Genomic DNA, 17,798 nt, shown 5'->3' with positions numbered 1-17,798 from the left:
CGTTTATGCGCTCCAAAGGCGAAACAGGCCACCGCTAAAATCGAATTAGGCCGCTGAGGATGGAAGCAGTGAAGCCGGGATGTACAGCAGGCCCCTTAACTAACGTGGCTTGGCACCGCTGTGCGGGCGCCGCCTTGCCCCCAGCCCTGCATATAGTTACTCTAGCTCAATTCGACGCTGGCCGAAACTTTCACATGCTAACGACGACACGCCAGTACATTGATTTTTGGGTCGAGAACAGCGTTCACGCTGCGGAGCAATATGGGGCGCCGGGCGCTTCACAAAGCGTGAACATTCAGTCCAAGAGTTCCGCCCCCTACCTAGGAACCGTTAAATATTGCCAACCAGATTGTCGACAATGGGCCGTGCAGCCCCTCGGGGCAGTCCAGCCGCCGCCCCTCCGGGAGTGTCAATTTAACTTCTGCTGCAGCTTCATGATGATCTCGCAGAGGTCTGCGATGTACTCCTCGATGATGCGACGCGCCTCGTTCAAGCGCGACGGCTGGGCTACCTTTCCGTCAGTCTGTTTGTCTGGATCGGTCATGAACCCGATGGAATGACCGCGGACCGCGAACTACCGAGGAGCACGCCCGGCGGGGTCGCGTCCTTGAGCCTCTGCACGCCCCTGCGGAGGCCGCAGCGATGTGGTGGCTGTTGGTCCACGGGAAGGCCTTTCGCGTCGACGACACTACGTACTTCGGCTTGGCCTCCACGCGTATCGCCAGCGGTGGCGCTGCTGCCGGATCACCGGTACCCGGGGAGGCTGATGGCTCGTCAGCCGCGGCGATAGAGCTGGAGGTAGCTCGGCGAAAACAGGGCCGCATTCTTAAGCGCATTGAAGTCAGGGATGGTCAGCGCGCGCTCACGCAGCACGATCAGGCCTGATGCGCGCAGCTCTTGCAGGGTTCGGTTGAGATGAACGACTGACAGACCGGTAGCATCGGCAAGATCCATCTGGGTGATCGGCATGACACAGGAATTGCCCTCAACTATCCCGACTGGACGAAGCCGCTCGAAGATTTCGCAGAACAGATGCGCCCCGCGCTCCAGCGCAACCCGGCGACCGAGATTAATGGCCCATTCACGTTGGATGGCGTTGTTGACCAGCGTTTCGCATAAGAACGCTTCCGACAGCGTGGGGTTACCGCCGACAAGACTCTCGAAGCGCGGGCGCTTGATCTCGGTGAAGACCACCGGCGTCATCGTCGCGATGGAGTGGTCCATCACCCGAAGAAGAAACGCGTGCGCATCACAGCTCTCGCCCGGAAAGATGAAATTGACGATCTGGCGCCGTCCGTCCTCAAGCGTCTTGTAGCGGCAGAGCCATCCCGACAGCACCACGCGGACGCTGTCGACGGGATCGCCTTCGGAGATCAGGTCTTCGCCCGTTCCGGCGCGCTGGAGGCCTTCGAACATCGCATATTCGAGCGATGCACGCGCTTCCGCCGACAGCGGCTTCAGCATGTTGAGCCGGCGAATGACCGGCTCCATGAGGCTGCGATCGGACGTCGATAATGGCATCAGCCAACCACCACCGGAGTGTGGAAGGTACGCTTGTTCAAGGGTATGGCGATCGTGCAGTGCAGCCCGGAGGGATCGAACGCGATCGCGGTCTGCCCCTTGAACTCGAACGCCAGCGTACGCTCCAGAAGTTCAGTCCCAAAGCCCTTGCGTGCGGGCGCCTTGACCTGCGGCCCGCCGCGCTCGCGCCATTCGAACACCAGCTCCGCCGGCTCGCGGCTCTCTTCGAGGCGCCAGGTAACCTCGATGCGCCCGGTCGATTGACTGAGGACTCCGTATTTCATCGCATTGGTCGCAAGCTCATGGATCGCGAGCGCGAACGTCTCGGCGGCCTTGGGCTGCAAGCGTACCTTGGGACCGGAGACCCGCATCTGCTCGCCTTCCCGCGCGTTGTAAGCGAGCAACTCCTCGACCACCAGATATTCGAGATCGACGCCGCCTTCGGGATCGCGCGTGACCAGCGCCTGAGTGCGAGCGAAGGCATTGAGTCTGCCGTCGAGATGGGAGGCGTATTCCTCGACGGTGGCGGCGGATTCGGCGGAGCGGCGGGCGATCGAGCGCACCACGCCGAGGGTGTTGCGGACGCGATGCTGCAATTCGGCCAGCAGCATGCGCTGCCGCTCCTCGGCGCGAGTGATCGCGGTGACATCGATAAAGGTGATAACGACGCCGGCGATGAAATTGTCGATGCTGCGGTAAGGCAGGATGCGCACGATATAGCGCGTGCCGCTGTCGGGTGCGCTCAACTCGCGCTCGACACTCGCGAGTGTGCGCAGTACCCGACGGACGTCCTCGTAGAGTTCTTCGATGGGCACCCGGGCCTTGATATGAGCAATGGGACGGCCGGTATCGGTTTCGACAAGATGCAGGATCTGGGTGATGGCCGGGGTGAATTTCATCACGCGCAGATCGTTGTCGAGGAAGACGGTGGCGATCTGGGTGCTTTCGAGGAAGTTCTTGAGGTCGCTCGTGGCGCGCGTCAGCTCCTGGACACGATGGGCCAATTCGCCGTTGACGGTGGTGAGCTCCTCGTTGACCGACTGCAATTCCTCGCGCGACGTCTCCAGTTCCTCATTGGCCGACTGCAGCTCCTCGTTGAGCGACTGGTATTCCTCGTTGGAGGATTTCAGCTCCTCATTGGTGCTTTCGAGCTCCTCGATGGTCGCCTGCAGGCGCTCGCGCGTAGCACGCAGCTCGCTTTCGAGCCGCTCGACATGCTCGGTGCGCACCAGCGTATTGCTGTTGCCCTGGTTGGTGTCGACCACCCGCAACGGGCCGTCCTTGAACAGGACCACGAAATTGCGATGGCGGCCGACCCCCTCCTGGATCGGCTCCACGGTGATGTCGACCAGGACGCGGTGACCGTTCACGCCAAGCTGCACCTGCTCGGCATGCGCCGCCTCGTTGGTCTCCGCGGCGCGGCTGAGCGCGGTGCGTAGCTCCAGGCGGAGATCGCGGTGCACCAGCTGAAGCAGGTCCAGCGTGGCAGTGCCTGCCGTCGGCTCGATGTAACGGCCGGTGCGCCCCGAAAAATGCAGGATCTGGAAATTGTCGTCGGTGATGACATAAGCCGGCGCATAACGCTCCGCGACGCGCTGGGCGCGGCGCTCCAGTCCGACGTCGGGACCGAACGAGCGCACCGGCGGCAGCTCGACCGGGGTCCTGCTGGCCGACGTGGTGATGGGGAATTCCGGCGGCAGCCGCGTGCCGGTTTCCAACTTCCTGAAGATGCGGGCGCGGCGGTCGACAGGCGCGAACAACTTCGGGTGCCGCGTTACGTTCTCGGAATTGCCAAGGAACAGATAGCGCCCCGGCAGCAGTGCGAAATGGAACAGCGGGATTACCCGGTTCTGCAGCTCGGCATTAAGATAGATCAGCAGATTGCGGCAGGAGACGAGGTCGAGCTTGGAGAACGGCGCGTCCTTGATGACGTTGTGCTGCGAGAAGATGCACATCTCGCGCAGCTCCTTCACCACGCAATAGGTATCGCCCTCTCGCACGAACCAGCGCGCAAGGCGCTCGCTCGTCATGTCGGCCTCGATGTTGGTGCGATAGCGGCCGACACGCGCGGTCGCAAGCGCCCGTCCGTCGATGTCGGTTGCGAAGATCTGCACCTGCGGCGCAGAATCCATCCGCGCCATGTGCTCGCGCAGGAGAATGCCGATCGAATACGCTTCTTCGCCGGTGGCGCAGCCGAGCACCCAGACGCGGACCTGCTGGCCCGGGTCCTTGCCGTCGAAGATCTGCGGAATGACCTGGGTCTCCAGCACCTCGAACTCGCGCTTGTCGCGGAAGAACTCGGTGACGCCGATCAGGAGGTCGTTGAAGAGGTGCTGGACTTCGTCCTTATCGTTCCTGAGGAAATCGACATAGGCCGCGATGTCGTCGATCTGCACCACCTGCATGCGCCGCTGCACGCGGCGCAGGAAGGTGTTCTGCTTATAGCCGTGGAAGTCGTTGCCGGACTTGTTGCGCAGGATGTCGGCAATGCGCGACAACGAGGTCGCGGCCGCGGCCAGCACCTCGTCAAACCCCTGCTTCTCCTCCAAGCGGCGCAGGTGCCTTGCATAGACGTGGATGTGCTCCGGAATCTCTTCCGGCGGCAGGATGTAGTCGGCGATGGCTGAGGGCATGTTGCTGTCGAGCAGAGGATCAGCCTCCTCGCTCGCGAGCTTTTCGGCGATCGCAAGACCGCCATGGTCCTTGAGCGTGGCAACGCCGAGCGTGCCGTCGCCGCCGGTGCCGGCGAGGATCACGCCGATCGATTGCTCGGCACGCTCCTCCGCCAGCGACACCAGGAAGCTGTCGATGGTGGCCCGCTCGCCCGGCGCCTGCTCGGCCTTGCGGATCGCGAACCGGTCGCCCTGGATGGTGGTGATCATCGCCCGCTGGCACAGATAGACCGTGCCGCCCTCGATTGTCTGGCCGTCGCGGATGTCGGCGACTTTGCTTCCGTTGGATCCCTGGACCATTTCGCGCAGCCGCGGCCCATCGAAGGCTTCGTGATGCTGCAGCGCCAGCACGACAGCCTGGTCGTCCGCGACGTTCAGCTTCGCGAAGAAGCGCGCGATGCTGTCCATCGCAGCGGGCGAGGCGCCTACGCCAATCACCAGCGGAGACTTGATCTTGCGCTCGACCGGCTGGTCGCCGACTTCATTCATGGCTCTGGCAGCTTTCGTTTCCTGACCGTGAGCGACGGGCGCCCGGCCTCTGCAAATAGCAGGAATCCATGTTATCCCAACAGATCAAAGGCGAAAATGTCCCTAGCCTCTTTCGGCCGAACGGGTGCGTTGTCAGCGAGAGCCGAAAGCACCATACGCCGGAGATGCCGCAGGAACCGACCGGAGAGCTATCGGGAGAGCTGGCGGCCTTGATCCGGCGGGCCGAGGGCGCCGTCGCGACCGCCCGCCAACTGATGGACGAGAACGAATACTGGCGCCGCAGCGTCGCGCAGCAGCTCGATTACATGTACGAGCTCGGCGCGGAGTTCAGGCGGCCAGCGCTCAAGCGTCCCGCGACGCTTGGTCGGCCTCGTGGCGAAGATGAAGGACCCGCGCCTCGATCAGGGTCCGATGACGTTCCCACTCCGTCAGCGTCTGCTTGAGCAGCTCGACCAGACGCTCGGCCTGGCGAATGTCGTGTCCATCAGCCTGCAGCTCGCGCACCCGCGCTTGCTGATCGTACACACGCTGCCGGCCATCTTCGATGTCGGCGTTTGCCTTGATGAGAAGACGCTGCTCGGCGTCGAGCTGCCTGGTGCATTCGGCGAGCGACATGGTCATGGCGGAATCTTCATACCTCGCGCTTGCGCGCCGGGGGATCGAGCGACTTTAGCACGACGCGCCGGATCATGTCGGCATATTCGCGGTATTCGGCCGCCCGCGCCTCATACATTTCGGCGACGGCAGCCCGGCCGCTGCGGCGGCCGTCGGAGGCCATGCGATGCACCAGCTCCGCCCGCTCCTCGATGATGCGCAGCGCGACGCGCAGCGCCTCGTCGACCCGCCCTTCCTGCTCCTTGGCGAGGGCATCGGCGGTATAGGCGTGCCCCACCTGGCAGCGGAAGCGCATCGGCCGGGCCTCCGTGACCTCGGACAGCACCCCCCCGCACGCCGGGCAGGTCAGCGCGACCGGGTCAGCCATTGCGACCAGATTGTCACTGCCGATCCGCTCGCCGGCGGCAATCTGGACCTCGAGTCTGATCTCAGGTGGGATCGGCAGCACCGCGCCCGCCTGTTCGCGGGCCAATTCGGACAGCACGTCGCCCATACCGGCGCCGGGGACGCAGAGATCGACCGTGGTGGCCTCCATGGCCCGCAACGGCATCTCGTCGGAGATGGCGTCCGACGGGTCCTGCACCACGGTCATCCCGCCGCAGCGCTTGATGGCGTTGAGGCCGGCTGCGCCGTCCGACAATAGGCCGCTCAGGAGCACGCCGATGACCCGCGGGCCGTGATGGAGGGCCGCCGAGCGGAACAGCGCGTCGATGGCCGGCCGGACCATGTTTTCGCGCGGACCGCGCCCAAGCATGACGCGATCTTCCGCCAGCAGCAGATGATGGTCAGGCGCGGCAAGATAGATCCGGCCCGGCTCGATCTTCATGCCATTTTCGGCCTGCCGGACCGGGAGCGGGCCGGCACTGCTGGCGACCGTGGACAGGATCCCGATCCCTTGCGCCGGAATGTGCAGGACGATGAAGATGGCCGCCGGCAGGTCCGCCGGCAGACGGCTCAGGATCTGCTTCAAAGGCTGGGTGGCCCCGGCTGAGCCCCCGATCACGATGATGTCGCGGTTGCCCATGGAACTCACCTCCGATTGCATCGTTTGCACCAAGGCGGCCCCCCGACTTATGTTCCAAGGTGGAGGGCTCTGCGGAGGGGATCATGTCCGTTTCAGCTTCGGCCCCATCGTCGCGTCAATCTGCGCCGCTCGCGGGCCGCCGCATTCTCGTGGTCGAAGACGAGTATTTTCTCGCCGACGACATTGGCAACGCGCTGCGGCAGCTCGGCGCAGAGATCGCAGGTCCCGTCGGCCACATCGAGGATGCGGTCGCGATGCTGCATAGCGGCGGCGTCCTGGATGCTGCAGTGCTCGACGTGAACATCCGCGCTGCGCCGATCTTTCCGATCGCCCGGGAGCTCGGGGCGCGCCACGTGCCCTTCGTGTTTACCACCGGCTACGACAAGATCAGCATCGAGGCGGAATTCCACGACGTGCCGCTCTGGGAGAAGCCGATCGATATCGTGGCCATGGCCCAAAATGTAGCGACCCTTGTGGGAAATAGACGATTCTGAGGTTGAGCGCGTCGCTTCTGCGGGCTTCCGAAGGAGCGTGACCTCGATGATCTATAAGCCCGATTAAGCCGTCGATCAGCAGATGCTGAGTCATTCGCGCGAACTGATGCGCGAGGCCATGGGACTGCTGCGCAGCACCGATCATCTCGTGAGCGGGCCGCTCCTAAACGACGGGCAGCCTAAGGGGTTGGTGTCCGGTTTGGGTCTTGGTTGTGTGCAAACGCACAGGTCGGGAGCGGCCGTTGCCGCCAATCATTGCAGTCGGCCGATGTCGTCGCTCCGATAGTCAATGACTGGGCCAAACGAAGTATCGCGGCGGGGTATTGCGGTTTTGGACGCGCTTTCCGGCCTTCAGGCGGCGCGGATGGGTGCAATCAGGCTTGGTTTGCCGACGATGTTCATCACCCGTGTGAGGTTATAGGCGAGAACATGCAGCACCGTGCACGAGGGCAAGACGCTTATCGCGCCAGCAAGATCGACTGCGATGTATGCGCGCTCAAACCGCATTGCTGCCCAAAAGAGCCCGCACGCAAGATCCCACGCGACGTCCATGAACACGCCCGAGACGTTGCACCCTCCTTCGCTGGCACCGAGGGCTTTGAGCAGTCGCGACGTGAGCGAAAGAAAATCGAGATGCGGTTTGCGCACCTCAAGCGCATCCTCAAGCTCGGCCGGCTTCGACTCCGCGGTCCACGAGGCGCCCAGGACGAGTTTGTTCTTGCTGCCATCGCCCAGAACTTGCGGCGGCTCGCATCGCTGGTTGCGCGAGCGCCTCCCGCTCAGGTTCGGTCCCCGACGCCCAGGTGAAATGGCCGAACGGCATCGTCGGTTACAGCCGACCTTTGCAACAAAATCGGCCACAAGCGGAAGTCAGCGTTGGCTGAATGAAAAAAGCCACCAACTGAGGGGCGGCCCTAATTTTCAAGTTCGTTTAGCAGGCGCTCCACGTCTTGTTCATGAAGTGTCTGCGTTTGGCGCAGTGTGGTGAGTACTCTTATGGCTTCCGCCGTATCGTGGCCATTGCGATCTAGTTCGGCAATGAGCTGTTCCTGCTGATCAAGATGCTCTCTGCCTTGCGCGGCGTGCCGCTCGGCTATGCCCAAGTGCCGCTCTAGCATGGCGCGATCCATAACTCTACGCCTTACTCGTCCCACTGCTCGCGGGGCAGCTACTCTGCTGCGTCTTGAACTGTACGGATGCGTCCGGCGCGTTGGGCTAGTTCGTCATAGTTGTCAGCGACCTTGCTGAGCGCGTCCTTGGTTTGTCTATACTCGGCATTGTCCGCCTTAGCGCGAAACTCCTCGGCTCGCATCTGCCAGTATTTGGGTGGGTACATACGCTCGATACCCATAACTCCGCCTCCCGACTGGAGCATCCTTAATGATTAATGGACTTCCAATCCAATAGTTCCATCGGTTCGCGAATGTCCGGCTTCGGATCGTTAGCGACAGATCGACGGAGTTCGTTGTAGGTCGGCTAAGGGCCCAGCAACCGAAGTCAACGTGGGGTGAAATGAAAGATGCCGCTCACTGACGCGGCCTTAGTTCATCTTGCGGGTAGCTTTTGGATGATCTCGCGCAACTCGGCTGTGTACTCCTCGATTATCCGTCGCGCCTGCTCCAGCCGGGACGGCTTGATCTCCTTACCCTCGATCTGTTTGTCGGGCTCAGGTCATGGCTCAGCGTCGCCGGGGGGAATGGCGGAACCGTTGCGCTAGATCAACGGAGGGCTGGCAACTGAGGCGGCCTTACCCTTGCGGGCGCTTCCGCGTATCCAAGGCGTCCACAAGTTTGCCTGTTCGCCGCAAGGCAGTCTCGCTTTCGGCCAACGTCCGGAAGCTCCGTTCCATCGCCTCTAGGTGGGTTCGGGTGAATGGGTCCGTGGCCGTCTCTTTAGACTGCCGATAGCGCTCCGCATTGGCCAAGTATTCTTCAGGCGTCATGAGGTGATCTTAGTGCTTCTTGATTGGTTTTGGCCATGTCCGAGGCAGGGGGGCATCTCGTCTAAAAGCTTTCGGGACTGCTCAAGTTGCTCCCGTGATCTGGCGAGCATGATGCGCGTGAGATCGCTGCCGGCCGCCGCGCGCTCGGCGGGGTATATCCCACGTATTTGCGGAAAAATTCGACTTCCGGGAGCATCCGCATGCGAACCTCCTGAGTAGCCCTGCCGAGGTAATCTACGTTAGGAATTGGAGTTACGACACTGCGTAATTCGAACTAGGACAGTCGGGGTCAAATACGGACAGCACCCTACATTGAAAGGGAACAAGCGGCGACCGCAGCACGGAATGAGAATGGTCAAGGTCCGCTAAGGGTCCACTAGCAGTCCTCATCATGCAGCCGGCGGGATGTCTGCAATAAGTCTGGAAGCCGAAGTTGGCTGCCCTGCATCTCGGCATGTCCTGGCGTCGTTGCCGCCTCAGATCGCGCATCTCCGATTAACATGCCTGAATCCCAAGGCCGGGAAACTCGGCTAAGATGCGACTTTCCCTTATCGGGGGCATCTCATGTTCGACACGGCAACCACCGCGCTTTTGCGTGCGGTCTTCGAAGAAGTATGCGAGGGTCTTCCGCAGCGCGAGATCGGGGCGCGTACGCATGTGGCATCGAAGATCCTGGAGGCCGCCACCAGCGGCGAACTCTCTCCCGAAGACCTCAGACAGGTCGGCCGCAAGGCCCTCTCGCACGCGCCCACCATGTGGTGCTAACTGAGAGCGGGGATGCGGACGTGAACTTCCAGGTCACTGTTTTGAAGATCTTGGCGGCATACCCAGACGGGTTTGCCGTGATAGAAGACCTCAAGCGAGACATGGCCATCCTGGCGACGAGTGGCCGCGACTGGGCGGACCGGACCAGGCGGCTCGCGGCCAAGGCGCCCGACCTGGACATCTGGTCACAAGGACTGGTCGAGCGCCTAAGCGGGGGATGGAAGATCACAGCGGGCAGTGCTCGACCTCATGGAGGCCCGCCCAGCGGCGTCGGCGGCTGTCCAATTGCCTGCGGTTGAAGATTCCATTGCGGCGTCCACGTCGCCCGTTCCACCGCTGCGGCAGCCCGCCGATCGAGCCAAGCGGCGGCGCGAGCGCCGGGAGCGTCGCCGTGAGGCCCGTGAACCAGCAAGGGCGAACGCCTCCTGAGGGAGGTTGAATGAAAAAAAGCCGCCAGCGGAGCTGGGCGGCTTGATAGTCCCGGACCGTCGGTTGCCTCCCCAGCCCCAAGCGTACCGCCGTTACCTTGTTTGCGGCCATGCCGCTCCGAACTATCGAATGCGCTTCGATTCGGCTATTGGGCCGCCGATTTATGCACGGCGCATTTTACAGAGCCGGCAATGGGCGGGATGAGGATGGAAGCCCGCCCGGGGGCTATGGCCAGCCGCGACCGTCCCGTTGCCCGGACCACGCCCAGCAACCCGATTGGAAGGCGACGGCTCGTTTCCGCCGACGAGAGCGCGTGCCGTTAAGGCCGGCTTGCAACCGATCGCGGAGAGCGCCGGCTAAGAATTGATCGCGGGACTAGGCGGGGGCCTTCAGAGAATCGAGACGCTTGCGCAGAAACGCCAGAACCATGATCTCGTCCGGCGTGAGCTTGGCGTACTGGCGCTTGAACTTCCGAGCGATCTTGGCTTCGATCATCTTCACGAGGTCACCGGACATGTAGGCGTTCAGGACTTCAGGGTGCACGTAGCACTTGCGGCAGATTGCGGGTGTGTTGCCGAGCTGCTTCGAGACGCTCTCGATCGCGGCGACGACGTTACGCTTCGCCTCGGCCTGGCTGTCGTACTTCTTGAATTCAGCCAGCGCCAATGCCGCCAGAACCGTCCCCGCCCATGTTCGAAAGTCCTTGGCGCTGAAATCCTCCCCTGTGATGTCCTTGATGTAGGCGTTAACGTCGCCGGAATCGACGGTGCGCGGCTGTTCGTCATCTTCCAGGTACTTGAAGAGCTCTTGTCCCGGGATCTCCGCGCAGCGCTTCACGATCGCGGCGATCCGCTTGTCCTCGACGCGAAGTTTCCACTGTTTGCCCGACTTGCCCGTGAAGTCGAACCGAAGGACGCCGCGGCCGACCTCCACGTGCTTGCGGCGCATGGTGGTGAGCCCGTAGGACTTGTTTTTTTCCGCATACTCGGCGTTGCCGACCCGGATCAGCGTCTTCTCCAGCAGACTGACGATCGTGGCCAGCACCTTCTCGCGAGGCAGTCCGTCCCGCTTCATGTCGGCGGCGACCCGCTCCCGTAGTGCTGGCAGCGCGGCCGCGAACTGGATGATGTGCTCATACTTGTTCTGGTCGCGCAGGTCGCGCCACTTTGCGTGGTAGCGGTATTGCTTGCGGCCTCGCGCATCGAGCCCGGTTGCCTGGATGTGGCCGTTGGCCGAAGGGCAGATCCACACGGATTCGTAGGCCGGCGGGATGCCGATTGATTTGATGCGCCGGATGACGGCGGCGTCGGTGATGCGCTTTCCGTCCATGTCGTAATAGCAGAAAGTGGTTCCGGTCCGCTTGCGCGTGTACCCCGGCGCGGAGTCGCTGACGTAGCGGAGGCCTTCTTCCGCGATGGTGGCCGCCACTTCGGCAGTGCGGTCTAGCACCTGTACTTCGTTGCCGGTCTCGCGGAGCATGCGCCTGTCCCTCGGAAGCACCCTGGGATCGAGGCTCCACTCTTTCTAAAGGACGGAGACACTGGTTAGTTCCGCTGTGAGGTCGGTTGACGCGCTGTATTTTCGGTGACAACGCAGAATTGTGGACCTTAGATGAGAGGCGGCCGGTTCCTTCGGCAAAGCGCTGCGCAATCGATGGACGCGGCATGGCTCAACTTCAGACAATCGCCACAAAGTTCACCGACACGCTCCTCCCAGTCAGTCTTTGCGAAGGCCGCTATGTCCCAATATTCGCTCGATGTATTGCGTCAGCGCTATGTCGTCGAGAAAAGACCCCTCGAGGCCACCGCCGAGCAGATCTTGCGGGCCGACACCCGCGCAGGAGCCCGTGCCATCCTGGCTTCAATCGATAGACGCCGCTTCGAAAATAGGTCCGAAGGGCAGCGCCTCCGCAAGATGCTCCGTTTCGAGACCTCTCTCTGGGAAAGCGGCCACCATGCCGTGGCAGGCGTGGACGAGGCCGGAATGAGCCCTCTTGCGGGGCCAGTCTCCGCTGGCGCCGTGATTCTGAAACCTGGCACGCGGATAGTCGGGATCGACGACTCGAAAAAGCTCGACGCCGCGGCTCGCGAAGAACTTGCGAAGGAGATCAAGGAAAAGGCAGAGAGTTGGTGTGTAGTGTTCGTCCAGGTCGAGGAGATCGACGCGATCAATATCTATTGGGCGGGCATCCAGGCTATGCAGCGTGCGGTCCGGGGGCTGCGATTGACGCCGCAGCACTTGCTGATCGATGCGAAGCGGTTGAAGGAAATCGACATCCCTCAGGAGGCTATCATCAAAGGCGACGCCAAGTCCGCCAGCATCGCCGCCGCCTCCATCCTTGCGAAAGTCGAGCGCGACGCCGTCATGCGGACGCTCGACGTGCGTCACCCCGGCTATGGGTTCGCGGATCACAAGGGCTACCCGGTGCCGGCTCATTATGAGGCGCTCGCCAGGTTTGGCGCATGCGCAGCTCACCGGCGATCGTTCGGACCCGTACGTAAGGCTCTCGGGTTGCCGCCCCTGCCGCCCTGGCCTTCGGCATCCGAGCGGCCCGCCGGCTGACTCCAGGTCGTACGGCTGTTCTCGCCGGCATTATTTTCGCGACCAGTTCTTTTCGCGAGCGACGTCCTGCGCGTTCTTGTCGGAGCGCAGGCCGAGATAGACCGGCTGGCGCAGCTCGCCCTTGCTGGTCCACTCCGCAAACTTCACTTCCGCGACCAACGAAGGACGCACCCAGGTCGTTACCCGCTCGTCCTTCACCTGGGCAGAGAACGGCGACTTGGCCGTCTTGAGCCTCACGAGCTTGCCGTGAAGCTCTTCGAGAACCTGATGACTGAAGCCGGTGCCGACGTGGCCGATGTACCGCCACCAATCGTCTTCGCGCACCGCCAGGACGAGCGCGCCGAAAAAGGGCCGTGTTCGTCTCGGCGCCGTGAAACCGGCGATCACGACCTCCTGCCGCTGCGCGGTCTTCACCTTCAGCCAGTCAGCGGTCCGACGTCCGGACGCGTAGGGGCTGTCGGCGCGTTTGGCCATGATGCCTTCGAGATGTCTTCTTTCGGCGTCTGCGAAGAACTTCGTGCCGTTGCCTTTGCGGTGGTTGCTGAACGCGATCAGTTTGTGGCGCGGCAGAATGGCCTTGAGCCGCGTCTTGCGCTCGAGGAGCGGCAGCGCGCGCAGGTCCTCGCCGTCTGCGAACATGAGGTCGAACGCGCAGTACAGAAGCTTGGACTTGTGGCGAAGGGCGTTTTGAAGCAACTGGAAATGGGATACGCCATCCTTACCGATTGCAACGAGCTCGCCATCGATCACGGCGTCCGCCTTCACGCCCTCAAGTGCTTTCGCGACCTCGATATAAGAGCGGCTGATTATTTTTCCGTTGCGGCTGTAGAGCGCGACCCCACCATGCCGGATTTCCGCGACCATGCGAAAATCATCGAATTTGTCCTCGAAGACCCAATTTGGATCGTCGAACGGTGTATCGGTCAGCGTGGCCAGCATGGGCTGCAGGCGACGAGGCAGGGTCGATTTTCTGGCCATGGCAGGGTCTCTCTACAGGGCCGGCAAGGGCCGAAGCGAGGAGGACGGAAGGCGGACCCGCGCGATATCACCAGCCGCGACCGTCCCGCCGGTCCGTACCACGCCCAGCACGCCGGATTTGAATGGAGGGCCCCTTTCCGCCGACGAGAACACCTGCCGCTTAAGGCCGGCTCGGAAGCGGTCGATAAGGACGCAGGGCGTCCGGAGGCCGGTTAGCTCAACGACCGCGGCCGGCCCGAGCTCGATCAGGGTCCCGAGCGGCATCCGCTCCAGGTCTAGGCCAGTCGTGGTGATATTCTCACCCATGTCCCCCGCTGCGACCTCGAAGCCGGCTTCCGCGAGGAATGCAAAGAGCTCGGCCGGGATCAGGTGGACCTGCCGGAGATTGAGCAGGCGTGGCCGGCGGCGGGCGAGATAACGGTGCTGGACGAAAGGGCCGGCATGGGCGTCGCCTTGGACGCCGTGGCCCTCCACCAGAACGATGCGAGCCTGGACCGGTTTGCTGAAGTGGTGCCCAGGGTCGGCGGCGACCGCCGCCACCTTTCCCTCGAGCGAGAGATCGTGCGCCTGCGGCATCAGGCGGCGCGGGCGAGCGAGCGCCGCTTCTGGCGGAAGTAGCGCGTGATTTCGGGAAGCTTCATCGCGTTCAGGACCCGATCGGCAGGGACGCCGCCCTTACGGGCCATTTGGACGCCCGAGTGCATGTGGTCGAGTTCGGGGATCGAGTGCGCGTCCGGATTGATACTCAGCATGCAACCGAACTCCAGCGCCGTCTGGTGCCAGCGCCAGTCCAGGTCGAGCCGCCATGGGTGGGCGTTGATCTCGACGACAACGTCGTGCTTCGCGCATGCCCGCAGCACCTTCTCGACGTCGATTTCATAGCCGGGCCGCCGCTGGAGCTGCCGCCCGGTCATGTGGCCGATGATGGTCGTGTGGGGATCGGAAATGGCTCGAAGCAGGCGCTGCGTCTGCGCTTTGCGATCCAATTTGAAGCGGCCGTGGATGCTGGCGACCACGAAATCGAAACGCTCCAGCACGTCGTCCGGATAGTCCAGCGAGCCGTCCGCCAAGATGTCTGACTCGACGCCTTTGAGGATCCGAAAGTCTTTGCCGAAGCGCTTGTTCAGACGGTCGGCTTCCCGCTGCTGCTGCGCAATCTCCTCGACGGAGAGACCGCCGGCGTAGTGAGCGGACTTGGAATGGTCGGCCACGCCAAAGTACTCGAAGCCGCGCTGGCGCGTGGCCTTGGCCATGGTTTCCAGGGTCTCGGTGCCATCGGAGGCATCGGTGTGGCAGTGAAGGACGCCGCGCAGGTCCTGGTCGGTGACGAGCTTCGGGAGCTTGCCTTTCAGAGCCGCCTCGATCTCGCCGCGCCCCTCCCGGAGCTCAGGGTCGATGAAGGGCAGACCGAGGGCGCAGTAGATCTCGGCCTCCTCGCCGGCGATCAGGGTGCGCCCCTTGTGCAAGCCATCGGCTTCCAACCGCATCTCTTTCTCGGCGGCCAGCGTCCGGAGCTGCTCGATGTGGGCGGCGGAGCCCGTCGCGAATAAAAGCGCGGCGCCGAAGTGCTTGCGGTTCGACAGGTGGATCTGCAGTCCGTCCGTCAGCGATGGCTTCGCCGCCTTGCTGGCCTTGGGGGCCTCAGCAACGATCGAGAGATCGCCGACGAGTTCACACCCTCGTCGGAAGTCGCCGGCAATGGTGACGCGCTTCAGCTCAGGTTGAGACTTACGGATCGATTCCGTGGCGTGCGCCAGCAGGGCGGCGGCCCGGTGCAGATGGAGGCTGCCTTCACCGCTCTTCGCGATCGCCCGATTCTGCAGGATCTTGGTTTGCAAGGCGGCCCCGAGTCCTTTGGCCTTCTTGATGCGGTCGTCCTTCGCCGCGGCCTCCAATTCGGCAAGGGACCTGATGCCGAGATCCTTGTAGAGACGCAGCACCTTCTCGGGGCGGAGACCGGGCACGGAGAGCATCTCGAGCACGCCCTCAGGAATTTCCTTGCGCAGCTTCTCGAGGCTCGGATCGGTGCCCGTCTTGTGCAGCTTGGTGATCATGCCGGCTATGGCCTCGCCGACACCGGGGATCTCGGTGAGCCGGTCTTCGGCGATGAGCACATGAAGAGGGATCGCAAGGGCCGCCAGGCTATCCGCGGCCCGAGAATAGGCTTTCGCGCGGTACGGATTGCCGCCGCGCAAGGCGCTACGCTGCGCATATTCTCGAAGGAGGCCTACTACGGCGCGGGTGTCGAGGGCTGGCACTCAATGAGCCTCCCGCCCTATGTCCTGCGATCCCGGTGAAGTGACACGACGTCGCGCGGTCGCGGCGACGCCAGGCTCCCGATCGAGAAACCTCTCGAGCTTCTGCGCTGCGCGGAAGTCCTCAAGGTGCTGCATGTTCGGAGCGTAAGCGGCCTCCTTCTTGAGGAGGTTATAAATTCGTCCGGCCACAAGCTGCAGATGCTTCATCTTGCCTTGCGGCATCGAGCGGGCCTTGCAAAGAGCTCGGACCGCGTAGGCCCGGAAGTAGTCAAAGGCGTCTGACATGATCCGATAACGTCCGTTGTCGGCTATGGTTCGGAAGCGCGCCTCCAGCTTGCGGGAGGGGCGACGAGCCGCTCAAAGGGCCGCAACAATTCGCCCGCTCAGACCGGCAGGCTCGAAATGGCTCCTGAACCTGCGAATCCTTGCGGCGTTGCACCCGATCGATCATTCGCGATAGGAGTAGCCGATGGCGGCTAAGAAGAAGACCGCGCGAGGGCGCAAACAGGACCGAGCGCGGGTAGCCAAGGGACAAGACTACGAAGTCCGGTATGAAGCGAAGAAAACTGGTCGCTCGGCGTCGGCCGTGAAGAAGGCCGTTAAGAAGGTCGGCAACTCCCGCAAGCGGGTCGAGAAGCGTCTCGGCCGATGACGGTCGGGTTCTTCGGCGGGCTCAGGAAGGCGCCAGCGCGTCCTCAGATCCTGCAGGAGAAGCGGGTGAAGGCGGTCAGCGTTTGCAGACGCGGCTCGACGTCGCGCAGGTAGATTTCGGCCCTCAGAAATGCGAGCTCGTCGTCAACAGCGGCCTCGCAAACCTCGACGTACCAGCTTTTCGGACGGCCGTCCGTGCCGTCGCTCCAGCGATAACCTCGCCGCTTCAACGAAGCCTTCAACTCGAACGGCGACTGCTCGGCCCAGATCCGGACCGTCTTTCGCCGCGCCGTATCGAGCAGGAGTGCGAGTGCCGAAGCTCACTGATGCTCAACAGGACCTCGGACGGCGTATCGTTTTGCACCGTCTTCAGCACCCCATAGACCGGACGTCGGTTCGAGACCGATTGCCGGCCTGCTGCTCGCCATCCTTCCGGCGCTCAAATCAAGCCCGGCGACAGAAAACAACTGTATCAGCGCCATAGTTGCCAAAGCCGCTACGGGGAGCCAGCCGCGAGGGCTGGCAGTGTTTTTTGCATGCGCTTGTCACCGGCAAATCCTCCGAACGGTAGCTTACCTTTTTCGGAAGAAATGCAAGCGCGGCGCTTGCATCGCGTCCAGGCGAAGCCGACCGCCGGTCGTCGGCAACGTGAAGTCCAGGATCTCCAGCAGCGCATGGCAGTCGTCTACGGCCCTGTGGGCCTGGTGGAAATGTCCGGCTCCGTGCAGCAGGTAGGCGAGTTGGCGCGCCCGCAAAGCCGTGTGCTCGCCAGTCGATCTCCGTCGCGCTGCAGCCCCAAGCTTTGCTCTCAAAGACAGGACAGTAGCGCTCCGCGAACTTTCGATCGAAGCCTCTCTTGTGAGCGATGACGATAACCGCATCCGCGACGAAGGCGTTCACCGCGGCCTCGTCGATCTTGTGGCCGGCCACCATTTCATCGGTGATGCCGGTGAGTGCCGTCACTTCCTCGGAAATCGGCGCACTTGGCTCGTTGAAGGCCGAGAAGGTGTCTCTGAGGCGGACGATCCGACCATTCGCGGTGTAGTCGAATTTGACCATCCCAAGCTCGATGATCTCGTCTCTCTCGTGATCGAGGCCCGTCGTCTCGGTGTCCAGTAGGGCGGCGGTCCGGGTCCCACAGCCGGCGGGCGACCGGCAGGGCGGGCGCGGAACGAGCCGCCGCAGCACGCGGTAGTCCGCCGACCGGCTCAAGGCCTCCGCCATTGCGGCCAGGTTCGTCTTGTCCTGAAGCATCGATCTAGTTTGCCACGGCAGCTCGCCAGGAGGTACTTGAAAAGGAGCGTTCCGCTCGAGCCACTCGTCGGCTGCTCGCTTGCAGGCGAACAGCTTGGCCCAGGAAGTGTCTCCGATCGCTCTTGAGTTCTCGTCGGGGAGATA

The 17,798-nt window shown here is 62.9% G+C and carries 15 protein-coding genes and 4 pseudogenes; 6 read left to right on the top strand and 13 right to left on the bottom strand.

What is annotated here, in order from left to right; translation table 11 throughout:
- Window positions 1-409: 409 nt before the first annotated feature.
- From GGD66_RS42125 to GGD66_RS38100, 5 genes are all read right to left on the bottom strand, one after another.
- On the bottom strand, window positions 410-544 hold the full coding sequence (locus GGD66_RS42125; RefSeq protein WP_018321066.1) for a hypothetical protein: 135 nt from the start codon (window positions 542-544) through the stop codon (window positions 410-412).
- Between the two features lie 230 nt (window positions 545-774).
- Window positions 775-1,521, bottom strand: coding sequence for a Crp/Fnr family transcriptional regulator (locus tag GGD66_RS38115; protein ID WP_183238188.1), 747 nt, complete (start codon window positions 1,519-1,521; stop codon window positions 775-777).
- Window positions 1,521-4,682, bottom strand: coding sequence for a CheR family methyltransferase (locus GGD66_RS38110; protein WP_183238189.1), 3,162 nt, complete (start codon window positions 4,680-4,682; stop codon window positions 1,521-1,523). The genes GGD66_RS38115 and GGD66_RS38110 overlap by 1 nt, the downstream gene beginning before the upstream one ends.
- Before the next feature lie 342 nt (window positions 4,683-5,024).
- A complete protein-coding gene (locus tag GGD66_RS38105; protein ID WP_183231763.1) occupies window positions 5,025-5,303 on the bottom strand; it encodes a hypothetical protein in 279 nt (92 codons plus the stop codon).
- A gap of 10 nt (window positions 5,304-5,313) precedes the next feature.
- Window positions 5,314-6,321: a chemotaxis protein CheB gene (locus GGD66_RS38100; RefSeq protein WP_183231764.1), complete on the bottom strand. Its 1,008-nt coding sequence runs from the start codon at window positions 6,319-6,321 to the stop codon at window positions 5,314-5,316.
- A gap of 83 nt (window positions 6,322-6,404) precedes the next feature.
- Here GGD66_RS38100 and GGD66_RS38095 point away from each other — a divergent pair, with 83 nt between their 5' ends.
- Together GGD66_RS38095 and GGD66_RS38090 are read left to right on the top strand one after the other, a co-directional pair.
- Window positions 6,405-6,815, top strand: a complete 411-nt coding sequence (locus GGD66_RS38095) for a response regulator (protein WP_183238190.1) — start codon at window positions 6,405-6,407, stop codon at window positions 6,813-6,815.
- Window positions 6,816-7,274: 459 nt separating this feature from the next.
- Window positions 7,275-7,622: pseudogene (locus tag GGD66_RS38090) on the top strand (transposase); the annotation flags it as partial.
- Window positions 7,623-7,729: 107 nt separating this feature from the next.
- Here GGD66_RS38090 and GGD66_RS38085 read toward each other — a convergent pair.
- Window positions 7,730-7,945 carry a hypothetical protein gene (locus GGD66_RS38085; protein WP_183238191.1) on the bottom strand — a complete coding sequence of 72 codons (216 nt, stop codon included), beginning with the start codon at window positions 7,943-7,945 and terminating at the stop codon, window positions 7,730-7,732.
- Between the two features lie 1,376 nt (window positions 7,946-9,321).
- Between GGD66_RS38085 and GGD66_RS38080 the strand changes: the two genes are divergently transcribed.
- Window positions 9,322-9,522, top strand: coding sequence for a hypothetical protein (locus GGD66_RS38080; protein WP_183238192.1), 201 nt, complete (start codon window positions 9,322-9,324; stop codon window positions 9,520-9,522).
- A gap of 20 nt (window positions 9,523-9,542) precedes the next feature.
- A pseudogene (locus GGD66_RS38075) lies at window positions 9,543-9,951 on the top strand (hypothetical protein).
- Window positions 9,952-10,326: 375 nt separating this feature from the next.
- Here the strand turns inward: GGD66_RS38075 and GGD66_RS38070 are convergent.
- Window positions 10,327-11,430, bottom strand: a complete 1,104-nt coding sequence (locus tag GGD66_RS38070; RefSeq protein WP_183238193.1) for a DNA topoisomerase IB — start codon at window positions 11,428-11,430, stop codon at window positions 10,327-10,329.
- 258 nt (window positions 11,431-11,688) lie between these two features.
- On the opposite strand from GGD66_RS38070, the gene GGD66_RS38065 reads away from it, so the two are divergent.
- Window positions 11,689-12,513: a ribonuclease HII gene (locus GGD66_RS38065; protein WP_183238194.1), complete on the top strand. Its 825-nt coding sequence runs from the start codon at window positions 11,689-11,691 to the stop codon at window positions 12,511-12,513.
- A 30-nt stretch (window positions 12,514-12,543) separates the two neighbouring features.
- Here GGD66_RS38065 and ligD read toward each other — a convergent pair whose 3' ends face one another.
- Genes ligD through GGD66_RS38045 form a run of 4 tightly spaced genes read right to left on the bottom strand, consistent with a single transcriptional unit; the run spans window position 12,544 to window position 16,034 of the window.
- On the bottom strand, window positions 12,544-13,491 hold the full coding sequence (gene ligD, locus GGD66_RS38060; RefSeq protein ID WP_183261763.1) for a non-homologous end-joining DNA ligase: 948 nt from the start codon (window positions 13,489-13,491) through the stop codon (window positions 12,544-12,546).
- A 12-nt stretch (window positions 13,492-13,503) separates the two neighbouring features.
- A complete protein-coding gene (locus GGD66_RS38055; protein ID WP_183238196.1) occupies window positions 13,504-14,067 on the bottom strand; it encodes an MOSC domain-containing protein in 564 nt (187 codons plus the stop codon).
- On the bottom strand, window positions 14,067-15,749 hold the full coding sequence (locus tag GGD66_RS38050) for a DNA polymerase/3'-5' exonuclease PolX (RefSeq protein WP_183238197.1): 1,683 nt from the start codon (window positions 15,747-15,749) through the stop codon (window positions 14,067-14,069). Before GGD66_RS38050 ends, GGD66_RS38055 begins: the two co-directional genes overlap by 1 nt.
- On the bottom strand, window positions 15,750-16,034 hold the full coding sequence (locus tag GGD66_RS38045) for a hypothetical protein (protein WP_246783520.1): 285 nt from the start codon (window positions 16,032-16,034) through the stop codon (window positions 15,750-15,752). It lies immediately after the preceding gene.
- Window positions 16,035-16,218: 184 nt separating this feature from the next.
- On the opposite strand from GGD66_RS38045, the gene GGD66_RS38040 reads away from it, so the two are divergent.
- Complete coding sequence (locus GGD66_RS38040) at window positions 16,219-16,401, top strand: DUF3606 domain-containing protein (protein WP_085352473.1); 183 nt, start codon at window positions 16,219-16,221, stop codon at window positions 16,399-16,401.
- A gap of 43 nt (window positions 16,402-16,444) precedes the next feature.
- Here the strand turns inward: GGD66_RS38040 and GGD66_RS38035 are convergent.
- Together GGD66_RS38035 and GGD66_RS38030 are read right to left on the bottom strand one after the other, a co-directional pair.
- Window positions 16,445-16,720: pseudogene (locus tag GGD66_RS38035) on the bottom strand (3'-5' exonuclease); the annotation flags it as partial.
- Between the two features lie 312 nt (window positions 16,721-17,032).
- A pseudogene (locus tag GGD66_RS38030) lies at window positions 17,033-17,654 on the bottom strand (3'-5' exonuclease); the annotation flags it as partial.
- Window positions 17,655-17,798 lie beyond the last annotated feature (144 nt).

Origin of the sequence: Bradyrhizobium sp. CIR48, assembly GCF_014198315.1 — a bacterium.
Taxonomy (GTDB): Bacteria; Pseudomonadota; Alphaproteobacteria; order Rhizobiales; family Xanthobacteraceae; genus Bradyrhizobium.
The sequence above is the reverse complement of the archived record's forward strand: the minus strand, read 5'-3'. Positions and strand labels throughout refer to the sequence as shown.